The following is a 13,283-nucleotide window of genomic DNA, read 5'->3' on the forward strand; positions in this document are numbered from 1 at the left end:
GTTCAGTGCCCCTTCTTGTTTCGCTTTCCGGTCGGCCGCACACCCGGCTGCGGAGCAACCGGCGCACGGCGTGCAACTGGTGCGCCGACGGCAACCGTCTGCGTACCCTTCTCGGCCAGCGTAGCCCGGCGCGAGAGCACCTTACGAGTGTGCGCGGCAACGGGTCCCCAGCGTTCCTTCATCGACACCAGGAGCGGCGTCGCAAAGAAGATCGAGGAGTACGCACCCACGATGATGCCGACGAGCTGAACCAGCGCAAGGTCCTTGAGCGTGCCGACGCCGAGCATCCAGACCGCGACAACCATCAGAGCGATCACCGGGAGCACACTGATGACGGTCGTGTTGATCGATCGCATCAAGGTCTGATTCACCGCGAGGTTGGCCTGCTCGCCGTACGTCCGGCGCGTCAGATGCAGAACACCGCGGGTGTTCTCTTCGACCTTGTCGAACACCACCACTGTGTCGTACAGCGAGAAACCGAGAATGGTGAGCAAACCGATCACCGTCGCGGGCGTCACCTCGAAACCGACGAGCGAGTAGACGCCGGCAGTGACGATGATGTCGAAGAACAACGCGACGATCGCAGCTACCGCCATGTCCCGCTCGAAGCGGATGGCGATGTAGATACTCACGATCACCAGGAACACAATCAGCGCGATCAGCGCCTTCTTGGTGATCTGGCCACCCCAGGTTTCACTCACGTCCGCAAAACTGATGGCTTGCGCAGACGGGTTCCCGTTCTTGTCCTTGGGCTGGAACTCGTCGAAGAGAGCCGACTGAAGATCGTTGATCTGCGTCGCGTTCAACGTCTCCGACCGAATCTGTACGGTGGCGCTGGCACCCGAGCCGACCGTCTGCACGCTGACCGGCTCGAACCCGAGTGTGTCGGAGTAGACGGTTTCCACCTCCGACGTCTCGACTCCACCGTCGGCCGGGAACTGAATGCGCGATCCGCCCTCGAAATCGATACCGAAGGTGAAGCCGCGAAGGATGATGCTCAGCAGCGCAATGGCGACCAGAGCGCCGGTCAGTCCGTAGTAGAAGCGACGCCTACCGACGACCTCGAACGCACCCGTACCCGTGTACAGCCGCGAGAGCCAACTGTGCTTGGGCATCGCGCCCTGATCGACGCCGGAGTCGGTGATCTCCGACCGGGCTGCGGCATCGGCGGACTCGGCCGAGGAACTGTTGTTGGACCCCACCGGGGAGTTGTTGGACTCGCTCATGCTCGTGTCTCCTTAGCCGACGCAGCGGCGGCAACCTTACGTTCGCGGGCAACCTCTTGCACTGCGCCGAGACCGTTGACGCTGGGCTTGGACCAGAACGCCGAACGGGACGCCATGCTGACCAGTGGCCACGTCACGAGGAACACGACAATCACGTCGAGAATGGTGGTCAGACCCAAGGTGAAGGCGAAGCCTCGCACCTGTCCGACCGCCAGCACGTACAGAACTGCAGCGGCGATGAAGCTCACCGCGTTGCCGGACAGAATTGTTCGGCGCGCTCGCGCCCAACCGCGTGGCACCGCGGAGCGGAAGCTACGGCCCTCACGCATTTCGTCCTTGATGCGTTCGAAGAACACGACGAACGAGTCGGCGGTCATACCGATACCGATGATCAGACCAGCCATGCCGGCCAAGTCGAGTGTGAAGCCGATGTATCTACCGAGCAGAACCATGATCGCGTAGACCATGACTCCGGAGAGGATCAGCGACAACGCCGTCAGGACGCCGAGCATCCGGTAGTAGACGAGGCAGTACAGCAGAACGAGAACGAGACCGACCGCGCCGGCAATCAATGCCGCCTGAAGTGAGGCCAGGCCGAGCGTTGCCGAGACCGTCTCGGCCTCGGAGGCTGCGAACGAGAGCGGAAGCGAACCGTACTTCAGAGTGTTGGCAAGTTCTTTGGCGCTCTCCGCAGTGAAACTGCCCGTGATCGAGGTCGCGCTACCCGCAGGCGTTGCACCTTGAATCGTGGGAGCGCTGACGACCTTCGAGTCGAGCGTGAACGCTGCCTGCTTGCCGATGTTGGCTGAGGTGAACTCGGCCCAGGTGTTGCTGCCGGTCGTCTTGAACGAGAGGCTGATCTCGTGGCGCGACTGCTGCGAGTTGAAGACCGAAGACGCGTCGGCAATCTCCTGGCCGTCGATGATCGAAGGACCGAGAAGATAGATGTTCAGTCCGTCTTGCGAGCACGCGACCAGCGGAAGAGTCGGGTCGTCGTTTCCACGGAGCGGATCCGCGACGGAGCAGTCGAGGTTCGCCACTGCTTGCTGCTGCACCGTCGGATCGCTGCTCTGTCGGAGGGCGCGCGCTGCGGCGATTTCCGCTGCTGCTGCGTCGCCTTCGTCGGTGCCGTCACTCGATGCGTCCGCGGGGGGAGCCGGTGTTGTCGTCTCCGGCGCCGGGGTTGCCTCCGGAGTGGTCGGGTCCTGAGCCAGGAACGGGCGGTTCTGCGGCGTCTGGGTCCCGTCGGCCGGTACCTCGGGAGCCGGAGCATCAGTGGCCGGAGTTTCGGCCGCCGGCGCCTCAGGGGTAGCTGTCCGATTCGCGTCACGGGTGGCGACATCGATCGAACCCGTCACAGGGCGGATGTACAGACGGGCGGTCTGGCCGAGCGAGCGAGCCTGCGCACTGTCGTCGCCGGGAACGGTGATGACGAGGTTGTCACCGTCGACGACGACCTCGGAGCCGGAAACGCCGAGACCGTTGACGCGGGTCTCGATGATTTCCTGAGCCTGCTTGAGACTGTCCTGACTGGGAGCGCTGCCGTCCGGGGTACGAGCGGTCAACGTGACGCGCGTTCCACCCTGCAGGTCGATGCCGAGTTTCGGCGTGGCCGACTTGTCTCCAGTGAAGAACACCAGGGCATACAGTGCCACCACCAGGACCCCGAAAAGGGCCAGGTAGCGGACCGGATGCACCGTTCCGGTGGAAGGTGCCACGATCTTTAAGTCTCCTCAGTAGGTGCAGAGCTTCAGTAAATGCAGGGCTCGGGCGGTCGACGACCACCCGAGCTGCGGCGTTCGAACTGCAACGATTGATCAACGGGATGAACTGAGCTGCTGGTGAAAGAACTACTCCGATGAAAGAACTACTACAGACCAACCGATCTGGACGTGTGTCCGAGTTCACAACTCTAGAACACGTGCCAGGTCGACGAAGTCAGGACTCCTTGGTGAGCCGGATTTCGGTGTCAGCAGCTGATTCTTCGATCTCGGAAACCGAGTCGTCGTCGTACTCGTCGGTTTCGGTCGTCTCGACAACGCGCTCACGGATGACCAGACGCGACCAGGTGGTGATGACACCGTCGGCGATCTCGAGGTCCACGGTGTCGTCGTCCAGAGAAGCAATCGTGGCATAGAGCCCGGCCGTGGTCTGCACTCGATCGCCGACCTGCAGCGAGTCCTGCATCTCGGAAGTGGCAGCCAAAGCCTTCTTCTGCTTGCGCATGCCCAGGAACATGGGCACCAGCAGTGCGAGGATCAAGAGTGGGAAAAGCAAACTCGACATGTGTTGATCAACCTCGGTTGTGTTGCACGTTTTACGCCGCGATGGTCCCGGATGGACCTACGCAATACACCAGTGTGCCATTAGTTGCTGAGGATTCCTGACAGATCGGCCGTTCAAGTAGGCCTTTCCAGTCGAAATTCACTCTCCGTTCGGATCGAACAACGTGGCCTGCGGTTCGTTGACACGAACCTCGATACCGCCCGCTGCGGCATCCGGCGGCGGTGTCATTCCGAGTTGAGTCCAGGCAGCGGCGGTAGCCACGCGTCCTCGCGGCGTCCGGGCGATCATCCCGGCCCGAACCAGGAACGGCTCGCACACTTCTTCCACCGTCGACGGTTCCTCGCCGACGGCCACCGCAAGCGTCGACACGCCGACGGGCCCGCCGCCGAACGACCGCACCAACGCACTCAGTACGGATCGGTCGAGACGGTCCAAGCCCAACTGGTCCACGTCGTAGACAGCCAAGGCCGCCTGAGCGACGTCCATCGTGACGATTCCGTCGGCGCGAACCTCGGCGAAGTCACGAACCCGGCGCAGCAATCGGTTCGCGATACGCGGCGTCCCTCGCGAGCGTCGTGCGATTTCGGCCCCGGCGTCAACTTCGAGATTGACTCCCAGAATTCCGGCCGAACGCATCAGAATCTGTTGCAGCTCTTCGGGTTCGTAGAAATCCATGTGAGCGGTGAACCCGAAGCGGTCGCGCAACGGACCGGTCAGCGCACCTGACCGCGTAGTCGCACCGACCAGCGTGAACGGTGCAACCTCCAGAGGAATCGACGTGGCACCCGGCCCCTTACCGACGACGACGTCGACACGGAAGTCTTCCATCGCCAGGTACAACATCTCCTCGGCCGGACGAGCGATTCGGTGAATCTCGTCGATGAACAGCACGTCACCCTCGACGAGGTTGCTCAGCATCGCGGCCAGGTCTCCGGCGCGTTCGAGCGCCGGTCCGGACGTCAACCGTAGAGAAGAGCCCAACTCCCCCGCGATGATCATCGCCATCGACGTCTTGCCGAGCCCGGGGGGACCGGACATCAGGATGTGATCAGGTGTGCTGCCGCGAAGTTTTGCTCCGGTGAGCACGAGCTGCAGTTGTTCGCGAACACGGGGTTGCCCGATGAAGTCGTCGAGACTCTTGGGACGCAAACTCGCTTCGACATCGCCGTCTCCCGCCACCAATTCGGCAGAGACCTGCGACTCGTCTTCGAAATCGTCGATCGGGTCGAAGTTCATCGAGTCTTACCGAGCAGCGACAGAGCAGAACGCAGTGCTACCGACGTAGTGGCCTCGGGCGATTCCGCCAGGACCGAATCCGTGGCCTGCTCGGCCTGCTTGATCGGGAAGCCCAGACCTTCGAGAGCCTCGACGATCTGATCACGGATCGAACTGCCGACGACGACACCGGAAGCCGCGCCGGCCGTCGTCGCGACGGCGTCGACCTTGTCGCGCAGTTCGACGACCATGCGCTCGGCGCCGCGTTTCCCGATACCGGGGACCCTCGTCAACGCCGTCAGGTTGCCTTCCGAGAGTGCCCGCCGCAATGCGTCCGGTTCGAGCACTGCAAGAGTTGCCATCGCCAGGCGCGGTCCGACTCCGGAAACCGTCTGCAAGAGGCTGAACAGGTCCTTCGACTCGGTATCGGAAAAACCGTAGAGCGTCATCGAGTCTTCGCGAACGATCATCGTCGTGAACAGTCGCGCTTCGCTTCCCCGGTGCAGTGCACCGAGAGTCACCGGGGTGGCATTGACCCGATAGCCGACACCTGACGCTTCGATGACCGCGTGGTCGAGCGCAATATCGAGTACCTCGCCGCGTACCGACGCGATCATCGTGAACCTGCCTTCTTCATCTCGGCCAATTTTGCCTGATACTTACGCATTTGTTCAGCGGCCATCGCCTCGGCCCGGGCCATTCGCTCGATCATCGGTGCTCGCCAGCAGTGACAGATCGCGAGCGCCAGAGCGTCAGCGGCGTCAGCCGGTTTCGGCGCCGTCTTCAAGTTCAGGATTCGCGTCACCATCGCGGTGACCTGCGCCTTGTCGGCGTTACCGCTGCCGGTAACGGCGGCCTTCACCTCGCTGGGCGTGTGGAAACACACCGGGATGCCGCGTCTGGCGGCAGCGAGCGCGACAACTCCGCCTGCTTGCGCCGTGCCCATCGCGGTACTGACGTTGTGCTGCGCGAATACACGCTCGATCGCGACGACCTCCGGCTTGTACTGCTCGATCCACAGCTCCGCCGCATCGGAGATTCGCAGTAGCCGAGACCCGAGGTCCATCTCGGGCGGGGTCCGCACCACGTCGACGGCAATGGGGCGCACTTTCCTGCCGTTGCTCCCGTCGACCACACCCAAACCGCAGCGAGTCAAGCCTGGGTCCACTCCGAGCACGCGCACTTTGTCACACCTCTCCATACCGAACAGCTGTTCGATAGCTTAGCGGTGCGCGGGCCTACTACCCCGCATCAACACGCAACCCGGCCGAGACGCGGACGTCAGGGCCGGGTTGAGTTGAAAAGCAATCAGTCTTCGAGAGCCGCGAGAACCTCGTCGGACAGATCGATGTTGGTGTAGACGTTCTGCACGTCGTCAGAGTCTTCGAGCGCGTCGACGAGCTTGAAGATCTTGCGTGCGCCGTCGACATCCAAGGGAACCTCGACGGAAGCGCGGAAATCGGCTTCAGCGGAGTCGTAGTCGATGCCGGCTTCCTGAAGTGCCGAACGGACGGCAACCAGATCCTGTGGCTCACTGACGATTTCGAAGGTTTCACCGAGATCGGTGACCTCCTCGGCACCGGCGTCGAGCACAGCCATCAGGACGTCGTCCTCCGACTGGCCGTTCTTCTCGAGCGTGACGACGCCCTTGCGAGCAAACAGGTAGGAGACGGAACCCGGGTCAGCGAGGTTGCCACCGTTACGGGTCATCGCGGTGCGAACTTCACCGGCTGCGCGGTTGCGGTTGTCGGTGAGGCACTCGATCAGAACGGCGACGCCGTTGGGTCCGTAGCCCTCGTACATGATGGTCTGCCAGTCTGCGCCGCCCGCTTCTTCACCGGCGCCGCGCTTGCGCGCACGCTCGATGTTGTCATTGGGAACAGACGTCTTCTTCGCCTTCTGGATGGCGTCGTACAAGGTGGGGTTGCCCGTGGGATCGCCACCGCCGGTTCGTGCCGCCACCTCGATGTTCTTGATCAGCTTCGCGAAGGATTTGCCACGACGTGCGTCGATCACAGCCTTCTTGTGCTTGGTGGTGGCCCATTTTGAGTGGCCGCTCATGCGATTCAAGCCCCTTTCCTGCTGCGTTGCGCACGCCGAATGCGCGTCTTTCAGCTCTGCCGATGTTACCCGTCCCACGTCACAACTCGCTGCATCCCCCGACACGAATTAGTCAAACCGCGCATTGTTTGCATAGAATGCAAACATGTTGGTCCGAATAGATCACGCCTCCACAACTCCACTCGCGGAGCAGATCGCAGCCGGGGTTCGTGGCTCGGTCATCCGCGGTGAGATCGGTCCAGGTGACCGCCTGCCGTCCGCTCGCGCTCTCGCCGAGTCGATCGACGTCAATCTCCACACGGTTCTTCGTGCGTACGCAACACTCCGCGACGAAGGCCTGATCGACCTCCGACGCGGACGTGGCGCCGTCATTCGCGCCGAATTCGACTCGGGAAGAACAGCTCTCAACGAATCTGCGCGCGAGTTCGTACGGCAGGCCCGAAATCTCGGACTCGACACTGCGCACATGCTCGACCTCATCAAGGAGACCAGCACACAATGACGACCAGCAAGATCCGACTCTGGACAGCAGCTTCGCTGACTCTGATCCCGACCCTGATTCTGGTTCTCGCACGCTTCGCGTGGGGTGACCGCCTACCCGAAACCGTCGCGAGCCATTGGTCCGGATCGACCCCGGACGGGTTCAGCACCACGACGACATTTTTCTCCATCGCGCTGGTGATTTCACTGGTGGCAGTCGTTTGCGCGTGTGTCGTCGCGGCCCGTTCGAGCGACAACGCGCCCTTGTTTCTCGCCGTAACCTCGATCTCGAGTGCGACACTGGCGACGATCTGGATTCTGAGCGTCGCCCTGACGATCGACGCCGGGTCGCCGGAAGACGCGCGTATCGGCTGGTGGATTCTTGCGCCGATCGCGGCGGTACTCGTAGGAGTTCTGGCATACGCGCTGCCTGACCAGCAACGAAGCCGCCGGGAGTCGCCACTGCCAACCCCGACGCTCGATACTCCGCTGACGGCCTCCGAACGTGCAGTGTGGGTCGGGCAGGTCCGCAGCGTCTGGCCGTGGATCGTTACCGCCGGCCTCGTAGTTCTCGTGATCGCGACTGCCGCGTACTCGGATTGGTGGGTTGCCGTGATCCTGGGTGTGTCCACCCTCGCCGTCACAGCATTCGCGTCGGTCACCGTGCGCGTCGACCGTCATGGTGTCGGCATCAGTTCCTGGGGCGTTCGATGGAAGAAGATCCCCATCTCGAAGGTGAAGTCCGCATCAGTCGACGCGATACGTCCGGCCGAATGGGGTGGATGGGGTTACCGAATGACACCGCGCGGAACAGCCGTCACTCTCCGCTCGGGTGAGGCCATCGTGGTCACTCTCGAGAACGGACGACTGTTCGCCGTAACCGTCGATCACCCGGAAGACGGTGTGAAGCTGATCAATTCGTTGGTTCAGGCTGGTTGATTCACGAACAACGTCAATTTACGAACAACGTCAATTCACGAACAACACGGCAGCGGCATTGCCGGCGAGGTAGAAGCCGGCAATGCCGAACACCCAACCCATCGCGCTGTCGCCGTGGCGTGAAATGAACGAGTCCACCCCGCTCAGCGGCTTGTCCAGTCGGTCGCCGGCCACGATCCGCCCGCACAACAGAAGCACTGCCGGAGTGGCCATGATCAGGCAGTATCCGGCAAGTATCGACGCAGACGTGACTGCGGACAGCCCAGCAGCGGTGATCATCGCGATCGCCGCCAAGTAGGGCAGCATCGTCACCAATTCGGCGGTCCCGGCAGCAATTGCCAGAAGTACAACACTTCTCGCGGAACTGGCCGAGCCGAGCACCCGCTCTCGCCAAACATGGGTTCGATCGGCTTGACCGGATGTGCGCCTCTTCTCGGAATCGAATCGAAAGCTCCACGCGAACAACGCGATACCGAGTATCAACTGCGCACCGCGGGCGGCGGGGGTTTCGAGCAGCGGGGCGACGACAGGCATACCTGCCCGTGCCGTCGTCCAGACTGCCACCCCGACAACAAAATAGAACGTCGTGATGACCACCAGATACGTCAGCAGCCTGCGAACCTGCGGTCGTCCCGGCATCAACAACATCCAGACCGGGACGACCAAAGTTCCGATGCTCGTACTGTCCAGCAGGGCGAGCCCGCCCAGCGTGGTGAGCAGGACGAGTTCCACGTCAGTCGTTTCGGCGCTCGGGTATCGCTGTCTCCCTCGTTCGGACTGCATTCACGATGTCGAAGGCACCGATGATCGCGAGGATCACGCCGAGTGGTCCGCCGCGAAACCAGAAGAACTCGGCGTCACGCGCGAACAGCCACAGACAGCCGCCACCGACGACCAAGAGAATGCCGATCATCAACTCGAAGCGAATTTTCATACGTCGAGCCTGTCTTCTCTATCGAATCCGCACATCAGCCATCAGAACAACGCCGACCTCATCATTTGGTATGACAAGTCAGGCGCCCCGATGTGCTCTGATAAGTCTGTGGTGACCAGAAGTCGGAGTGTCGGCAAGTGGAACGATCCGCTCATCGCCTTCGGCCTGTTCGCGATCGGGGTACTCCTCTACCTGGTCGGCCTGTACCAAATGTGGACCGATGTCGGAGGTGTCGCCGACGTTCCCGCCGGGGTTCGGATCGGGATGCTGGCTCTGCTGTGTGCGATCGACTCGTTCCGACGGGTGCGTCCGGCAACGGCCTTGGCGGCGGGGGCCGTCATCGTCGCGGTCGACGCCGCCCTGGGACCCACTCTGCCGATGTGGCTGGTCCTCTCGGATCTCACCTACGCCGCAGTTCTGTACGGGACGGCGCGGCTGGGCCGAGTGGTGTGTTCTCTGACCGCGGTGACGGTTGCCGCGCTCACCGCACTCGTCTACCTGTCCACCCAGGACGTCCGCGCTGCGGCTGGGGCAGGCGTCGTGACCGCTCTGTTCTTCGGTACACCGGTGTGGTGGGCACTGGTCATCCGTCGACAAGTCGAACTGACCGAGGCCGAACGCGAGCGTTCCAGAGTCCACGAAGCACTCGCCACTCTGGACCGCGAGGCCGCAGTCGCTCACGAACGAGCAACCATGGCGCGCGATCTTCACGACGTCATCGCAAGCCACCTCTCCGCCATCGCAATCCACTCGGAGGCAGCACTGTCCACCTCAGCTCTCTCCGGTGAACGGGGCGAACCAGACGACGGCTTGCGGGAGATGATCGGAGCGATCAGATCGAGCAGTCTCGCGGGCCTTTCCGAGATGCGGTCGATGATCGAACTGCTCCACGCCGGGGACGACGAGACCCCGGACCCGCGTTCCTCTCCCCCGCGGCTGACCGAGTTGCCCGTCGTCCTGGACGCAGTTCGGGCAGCCGGCGGCACTGTGCACGTTGCGATCGACGTCGATGCTGCCGACCTGCCGAGCGTGGTCGATCACACGGCGTATCGGATCACCCAGGAAGCCTTGACCAACGCACTCAAACATGCGCCCGGTGCGCCGATCTCGATGTCGATCTCTCTCCAGCACAATGCATTACAGATCGAGATCCGAAACCCCGTCGGTCCCGACACATCCCATCCGCGAGCAGGAACGCGCGGACTTGCAAACATGCGTCACCGCGCCGAGCTGCTGGGCGGTTCACTCGACGCACTTCCGGTCGACGGAGAATGGACGGTATGCGCACAGCTACCGGTCCCCGCACCGAACGGAACGGATCGGTGATCACCGTCGCCCTGGTCGACGACCACGCCGCGATCCGCTCCGGCCTGGCGATGATCCTGCGGCAGCACGACGACATCGATGTCGTTGCAGAAGCCGGTGACGGAGCGTCGGCGATCACCGTCACCCGCACGCATCAACCCGACGTCGTACTCATGGACGTCCGGATGCCAGGCACCGACGGCATCGAGGCGACGCGTCAGATCATCGGGACGACCCGCAGCCGGGTTCTGGTGTTGACCACCTTCGACCTCGACGAATACGTCTTCGCGGCCTTGCGCGCCGGCGCGTCGGGATTTCTGCTCAAGACTGCGACCGCGGACGAGCTGACCAGCGCTATCCGCAACGTCGCGGCCGGAGATGCAGTGCTCGCTCCTCGCGCGGCGCGTGCACTGATCGGCGAGTTCGTGCAGCGTGCACCCAAACCCACCGAACCGCTGGGATTGAGCGAGCTCACCGACCGAGAACGCGAGGTGCTCGCGCTGTTGGGGACGGGTATGTCCAATGCCGAACTGTCGCGTGAACTCGGTGTCGGTGCTCCGACGGTGAAGTCGCACGTGTCGCGAGTTCTGTCGAAGTTGCACCTCACCTCACGCGTACAGGCGGCGATCCTTGCCCGCGAACTGGAGCTGTAGGTTCGGACGAGGCTGACTACTCGAGTTATCCGCGAACCAGATCGACGAACATCTCGTGCACTCGACGGTCACCGGTTACCTCGGGATGGAAAGAAGTAGCGATCACCGAGCCCTGCCGAACCGCGACGATCCGGCCCGCGGCCTCCCCCGCGGCGGCGGGAACCTGCGCAAGGACCTCCACGCCCGGTCCAACTCGCTCCACCCACGGCGCGCGGATGAAGACGGCGCGGATGGGATCTCCGATGATGCCCTCGAACTCCAGGTCGGACTCGAAAGAATCGACCTGTCTGCCGAAAGCGTTGCGGCGCACCGTCATGTCGATGGCGCCGAGATGTTCGGCGTCCGGCCGGGTGTCGAGTACCTCGCTCGCCAGCAGAATCATGCCGGCACACGAACCGTAGGCCGGCAGACCGCCGCGAAGACGCTCACGCAGCGGATCCAACAGTTCGAACACCTGCAGAAGCCGGCTCATGGTGGTGGATTCGCCACCCGGAATCACGATTCCGTCTACCTTGTCCAGCTCCTCCGGCCGACGGACACCCACGGCATCCGCACCCGAATCATCAAGTGCAGCAAGGTGCTCGCGAACATCACCCTGGAGAGCGAGTACACCGATCAACGGACGCGTCATCACACAGTTCCTGTCTTGTTCTCACGGCTGTCGGGTTCGCGTTCCAGACGCGTCAAACCCTCCTGAACCACCGCTGCCACCATGTTGCCATCGCGATCGTAGATACGCCCTTGAGTGAGCGCGCGACCGAAACCTGCCGACGGCGATGTCTGGTCGTAGAGCAACCACTCGTCGGCCCGGAACGGACGCAGGAACCACATCGCGTGATCGAGCGAAGCAGTCTGCGTCTTCACGCCCCGGTGCGGGACTTTCGAAGTTCCGAGCAGGGTCATGTCACTGAGGTACGCAAGCGTGCAGATGTGCAACAGCGGACGATCCGGCAGAGCCTCGCGGTAGCGCATCCACACGCGCTGTTGTGCGGCGAGATCCGGCGCTGACGCACTCTGCTCGGCCGGCACAATTCTGATGTCCCAGTTCTTCCACTCTTGGTAGAACTGCGATTCCGCCAACTTGGGAACGGTCTGCGCGTCCTGCAAGTCCTCCGGCGCCGGAACGTAAGGCATCCGATCCTGATGCTCGATACCTTCGTCCTCGACGTGGAACGAGGCCGACATCGTGAAGATCGTCTTGCCGTCTTGGACTGCGTTCACCCGGCGGGTGCAGAACGAGCGCCCGTCGCGGATGCGGTCCACCAGGTAGACCGTCGGAATCTTCGGGTTGCCCGGGCGCAGGAAGTATCCGTGCAACGAGTGCACGTGGTAGCTCTCGTCGACGGTGCTCACGGCAGAAACCAGAGACTGCCCGGCAACCTGCCCGCCGAACGTCCGTTGAAGTGCGGTGGGATGGACCGCACCACGGAAGATGTCCTTCTCCAGGTGTTCGAGCGCGAGGATCTCCTCGATACCAACCATGAGTCCTCCGGAAATAGACCGCCGCAGTGGGCGCGATGACGGTTCACAATATCGCCTCGGCGAGCGGGCACGGCACCATGGTGGGCGTGAGCACATTCATCCCGTCCACTCCCCTCGCCCTGGCCGAGCAGATCGCAACGCTGACCGGATCATTTCCGTCGGTGGCGGTAGTAGCGATCGACGGACCTGATTGTGCGCAGCCGTCTCGGCTCGCGGAACTGGTCCGGGCCGCCGTCGAGTCGCACAGCAGGCCGAGTGCTGTTGTGTCACTGCACGACTACGTGCGGCCGGCTTCGCTGCGATACGAGTTCGGTCACGAGGATGCGCTGAGTTACCGCACCATCTGGTTCGACTATCCGGCACTCGATCGTGAAGTGATCACCGCCGCCCGCACCAAACGAGCGTTCTTGCCGAAACTCTGGGACGAACCCACCGATCGATCGGCTCGCTCGACCCGCGTCCCCGTCCATGAGCGCGCGGTCATCGTGATCGCCGGTCCGATGTTGCTCGGGCGTGGGCTGGAGTTCGACGTCAGCGTCCGCCTGGACATGAGCGAAGCTGCCATGCGGCGGCACACACCGGAGGCGGATCTGTGGACCGTCGACGCACTCCTCGAACACCGATCAGAGGTGTCCGAGGAGGTCGATTTCGAGGTCAGGTACGACCATCCGGCCCGGCCTGCGGTGCGGTCTCGCCCCTGAA

Annotated in this window: 16 protein-coding genes; 5 read left to right on the forward strand and 11 right to left on the reverse strand. The window is 62.9% G+C overall.

Annotation, left to right across the window (positions count from 1 at the left end; all coding sequences use genetic code 11):
* Positions 1 to 2: 2 nt before the first annotated feature.
* The 7 genes from secF to CPI83_RS15460 all read right to left on the reverse strand — a co-directional run bounded on the left by secF (position 3) and on the right by CPI83_RS15460 (position 6,788).
* Positions 3 to 1,226 (reverse strand): protein translocase subunit SecF, encoded by a 1,224-nt coding sequence (gene secF / locus CPI83_RS15430; protein WP_020969531.1) that lies wholly within the window; start codon positions 1,224 to 1,226, stop codon positions 3 to 5.
* Positions 1,223 to 2,944, reverse strand: coding sequence for a protein translocase subunit SecD (secD, locus tag CPI83_RS15435; protein ID WP_060938516.1), 1,722 nt, complete (start codon positions 2,942 to 2,944; stop codon positions 1,223 to 1,225). The genes secF and secD overlap by 4 nt, the downstream gene beginning before the upstream one ends.
* Before the next feature lie 220 nt (positions 2,945 to 3,164).
* Positions 3,165 to 3,512 (reverse strand): preprotein translocase subunit YajC, encoded by a 348-nt coding sequence (yajC, locus tag CPI83_RS15440; protein WP_019748301.1) that lies wholly within the window; start codon positions 3,510 to 3,512, stop codon positions 3,165 to 3,167.
* Between the two features lie 138 nt (positions 3,513 to 3,650).
* Positions 3,651 to 4,748, reverse strand: a complete 1,098-nt coding sequence (gene ruvB, locus CPI83_RS15445; protein WP_095973598.1) for a Holliday junction branch migration DNA helicase RuvB — start codon at positions 4,746 to 4,748, stop codon at positions 3,651 to 3,653.
* A complete protein-coding gene (gene ruvA, locus CPI83_RS15450; RefSeq protein WP_007732953.1) occupies positions 4,745 to 5,344 on the reverse strand; it encodes a Holliday junction branch migration protein RuvA in 600 nt (199 codons plus the stop codon). Before ruvA ends, ruvB begins: the two co-directional genes overlap by 4 nt.
* A complete protein-coding gene (gene ruvC, locus CPI83_RS15455) occupies positions 5,341 to 5,910 on the reverse strand; it encodes a crossover junction endodeoxyribonuclease RuvC (RefSeq protein WP_020907638.1) in 570 nt (189 codons plus the stop codon). The genes ruvA and ruvC overlap by 4 nt, the downstream gene beginning before the upstream one ends.
* Positions 5,911 to 6,035: 125 nt before the next feature.
* On the reverse strand, positions 6,036 to 6,788 hold the full coding sequence (locus CPI83_RS15460) for a YebC/PmpR family DNA-binding transcriptional regulator (protein WP_007732951.1): 753 nt from the start codon (positions 6,786 to 6,788) through the stop codon (positions 6,036 to 6,038).
* A 145-nt stretch (positions 6,789 to 6,933) separates the two neighbouring features.
* Here CPI83_RS15460 and CPI83_RS15465 point away from each other — a divergent pair, with 145 nt between their 5' ends.
* On the forward strand, positions 6,934 to 7,290 hold the full coding sequence (locus CPI83_RS15465) for a GntR family transcriptional regulator (protein WP_003943322.1): 357 nt from the start codon (positions 6,934 to 6,936) through the stop codon (positions 7,288 to 7,290).
* A complete protein-coding gene (locus CPI83_RS15470; RefSeq protein ID WP_097387396.1) occupies positions 7,287 to 8,207 on the forward strand; it encodes a hypothetical protein in 921 nt (306 codons plus the stop codon). The genes CPI83_RS15465 and CPI83_RS15470 overlap by 4 nt, the downstream gene beginning before the upstream one ends.
* 30 nt (positions 8,208 to 8,237) lie before the next feature.
* On the opposite strand, the gene CPI83_RS15475 is transcribed toward CPI83_RS15470, so the two are convergent.
* On the reverse strand, positions 8,238 to 8,939 hold the full coding sequence (locus CPI83_RS15475) for a GAP family protein (protein WP_019748297.1): 702 nt from the start codon (positions 8,937 to 8,939) through the stop codon (positions 8,238 to 8,240).
* 1 nt (position 8,940) lies between these two features.
* Positions 8,941 to 9,141, reverse strand: a complete 201-nt coding sequence (locus CPI83_RS15480; protein WP_003943331.1) for a hypothetical protein — start codon at positions 9,139 to 9,141, stop codon at positions 8,941 to 8,943.
* A gap of 111 nt (positions 9,142 to 9,252) precedes the next feature.
* On the opposite strand from CPI83_RS15480, the gene CPI83_RS15485 reads away from it, so the two are divergent.
* Both CPI83_RS15485 and CPI83_RS15490 read left to right on the forward strand, forming a co-directional pair.
* A complete protein-coding gene (locus CPI83_RS15485) occupies positions 9,253 to 10,467 on the forward strand; it encodes a histidine kinase (protein ID WP_232816757.1) in 1,215 nt (404 codons plus the stop codon).
* Positions 10,422 to 11,099 (forward strand): response regulator transcription factor, encoded by a 678-nt coding sequence (locus CPI83_RS15490; protein ID WP_046378508.1) that lies wholly within the window; start codon positions 10,422 to 10,424, stop codon positions 11,097 to 11,099. Before CPI83_RS15485 ends, CPI83_RS15490 begins: the two co-directional genes overlap by 46 nt.
* 25 nt (positions 11,100 to 11,124) lie before the next feature.
* Here the strand turns inward: CPI83_RS15490 and pdxT are convergent, their stop codons facing one another.
* Together pdxT and tesB are read right to left on the reverse strand one after the other, a co-directional pair.
* On the reverse strand, positions 11,125 to 11,730 hold the full coding sequence (pdxT, locus tag CPI83_RS15495) for a pyridoxal 5'-phosphate synthase glutaminase subunit PdxT (RefSeq protein ID WP_003943308.1): 606 nt from the start codon (positions 11,728 to 11,730) through the stop codon (positions 11,125 to 11,127).
* Positions 11,730 to 12,581, reverse strand: coding sequence for an acyl-CoA thioesterase II (gene tesB / locus CPI83_RS15500; protein ID WP_020969525.1), 852 nt, complete (start codon positions 12,579 to 12,581; stop codon positions 11,730 to 11,732). The genes pdxT and tesB overlap by 1 nt, the downstream gene beginning before the upstream one ends.
* 35 nt (positions 12,582 to 12,616) lie before the next feature.
* Between tesB and CPI83_RS15505 the strand changes: the two genes are divergently transcribed.
* Positions 12,617 to 13,282 (forward strand): hypothetical protein, encoded by a 666-nt coding sequence (locus tag CPI83_RS15505; protein WP_232816758.1) that lies wholly within the window; start codon positions 12,617 to 12,619, stop codon positions 13,280 to 13,282.
* Position 13,283: the final 1 nt, after the last annotated feature.

It is taken from the genome of Rhodococcus sp. H-CA8f, from assembly GCF_002501585.1.
Taxonomy (GTDB): Bacteria; Actinomycetota; Actinomycetes; order Mycobacteriales; family Mycobacteriaceae; genus Rhodococcus_F; species Rhodococcus_F erythropolis.

What these genes read in the sequence shown, in the direction of transcription:
- CPI83_RS15460 (WP_007732951.1), bottom strand. Translation starts at nt 6,788, where the DNA reads ATGAGCGGCCACTCAAAATGGGCCACCACCAAGCACAAGAAGGCTGTG.
- CPI83_RS15465 (WP_003943322.1), top strand. Translation starts at nt 6,934, where the DNA reads ATGTTGGTCCGAATAGATCACGCCTCCACAACTCCACTCGCGGAGCAG.
- CPI83_RS15490 (WP_046378508.1), top strand. Translation starts at nt 10,422, where the DNA reads ATGCGCACAGCTACCGGTCCCCGCACCGAACGGAACGGATCGGTGATC.
- CPI83_RS15470 (WP_097387396.1), top strand. Translation starts at nt 7,287, where the DNA reads ATGACGACCAGCAAGATCCGACTCTGGACAGCAGCTTCGCTGACTCTG.
- ruvA (WP_007732953.1), bottom strand. Translation starts at nt 5,344, where the DNA reads ATGATCGCGTCGGTACGCGGCGAGGTACTCGATATTGCGCTCGACCAC.
- ruvB (WP_095973598.1), bottom strand. Translation starts at nt 4,748, where the DNA reads ATGAACTTCGACCCGATCGACGATTTCGAAGACGAGTCGCAGGTCTCT.
- secF (WP_020969531.1), bottom strand. Translation starts at nt 1,226, where the DNA reads ATGAGCGAGTCCAACAACTCCCCGGTGGGGTCCAACAACAGTTCCTCG.
- CPI83_RS15480 (WP_003943331.1), bottom strand. Translation starts at nt 9,141, where the DNA reads ATGAAAATTCGCTTCGAGTTGATGATCGGCATTCTCTTGGTCGTCGGT.
- tesB (WP_020969525.1), bottom strand. Translation starts at nt 12,581, where the DNA reads ATGGTTGGTATCGAGGAGATCCTCGCGCTCGAACACCTGGAGAAGGAC.
- pdxT (WP_003943308.1), bottom strand. Translation starts at nt 11,730, where the DNA reads ATGACGCGTCCGTTGATCGGTGTACTCGCTCTCCAGGGTGATGTTCGC.
- yajC (WP_019748301.1), bottom strand. Translation starts at nt 3,512, where the DNA reads ATGTCGAGTTTGCTTTTCCCACTCTTGATCCTCGCACTGCTGGTGCCC.
- CPI83_RS15505 (WP_232816758.1), top strand. Translation starts at nt 12,617, where the DNA reads ATGACGGTTCACAATATCGCCTCGGCGAGCGGGCACGGCACCATGGTG.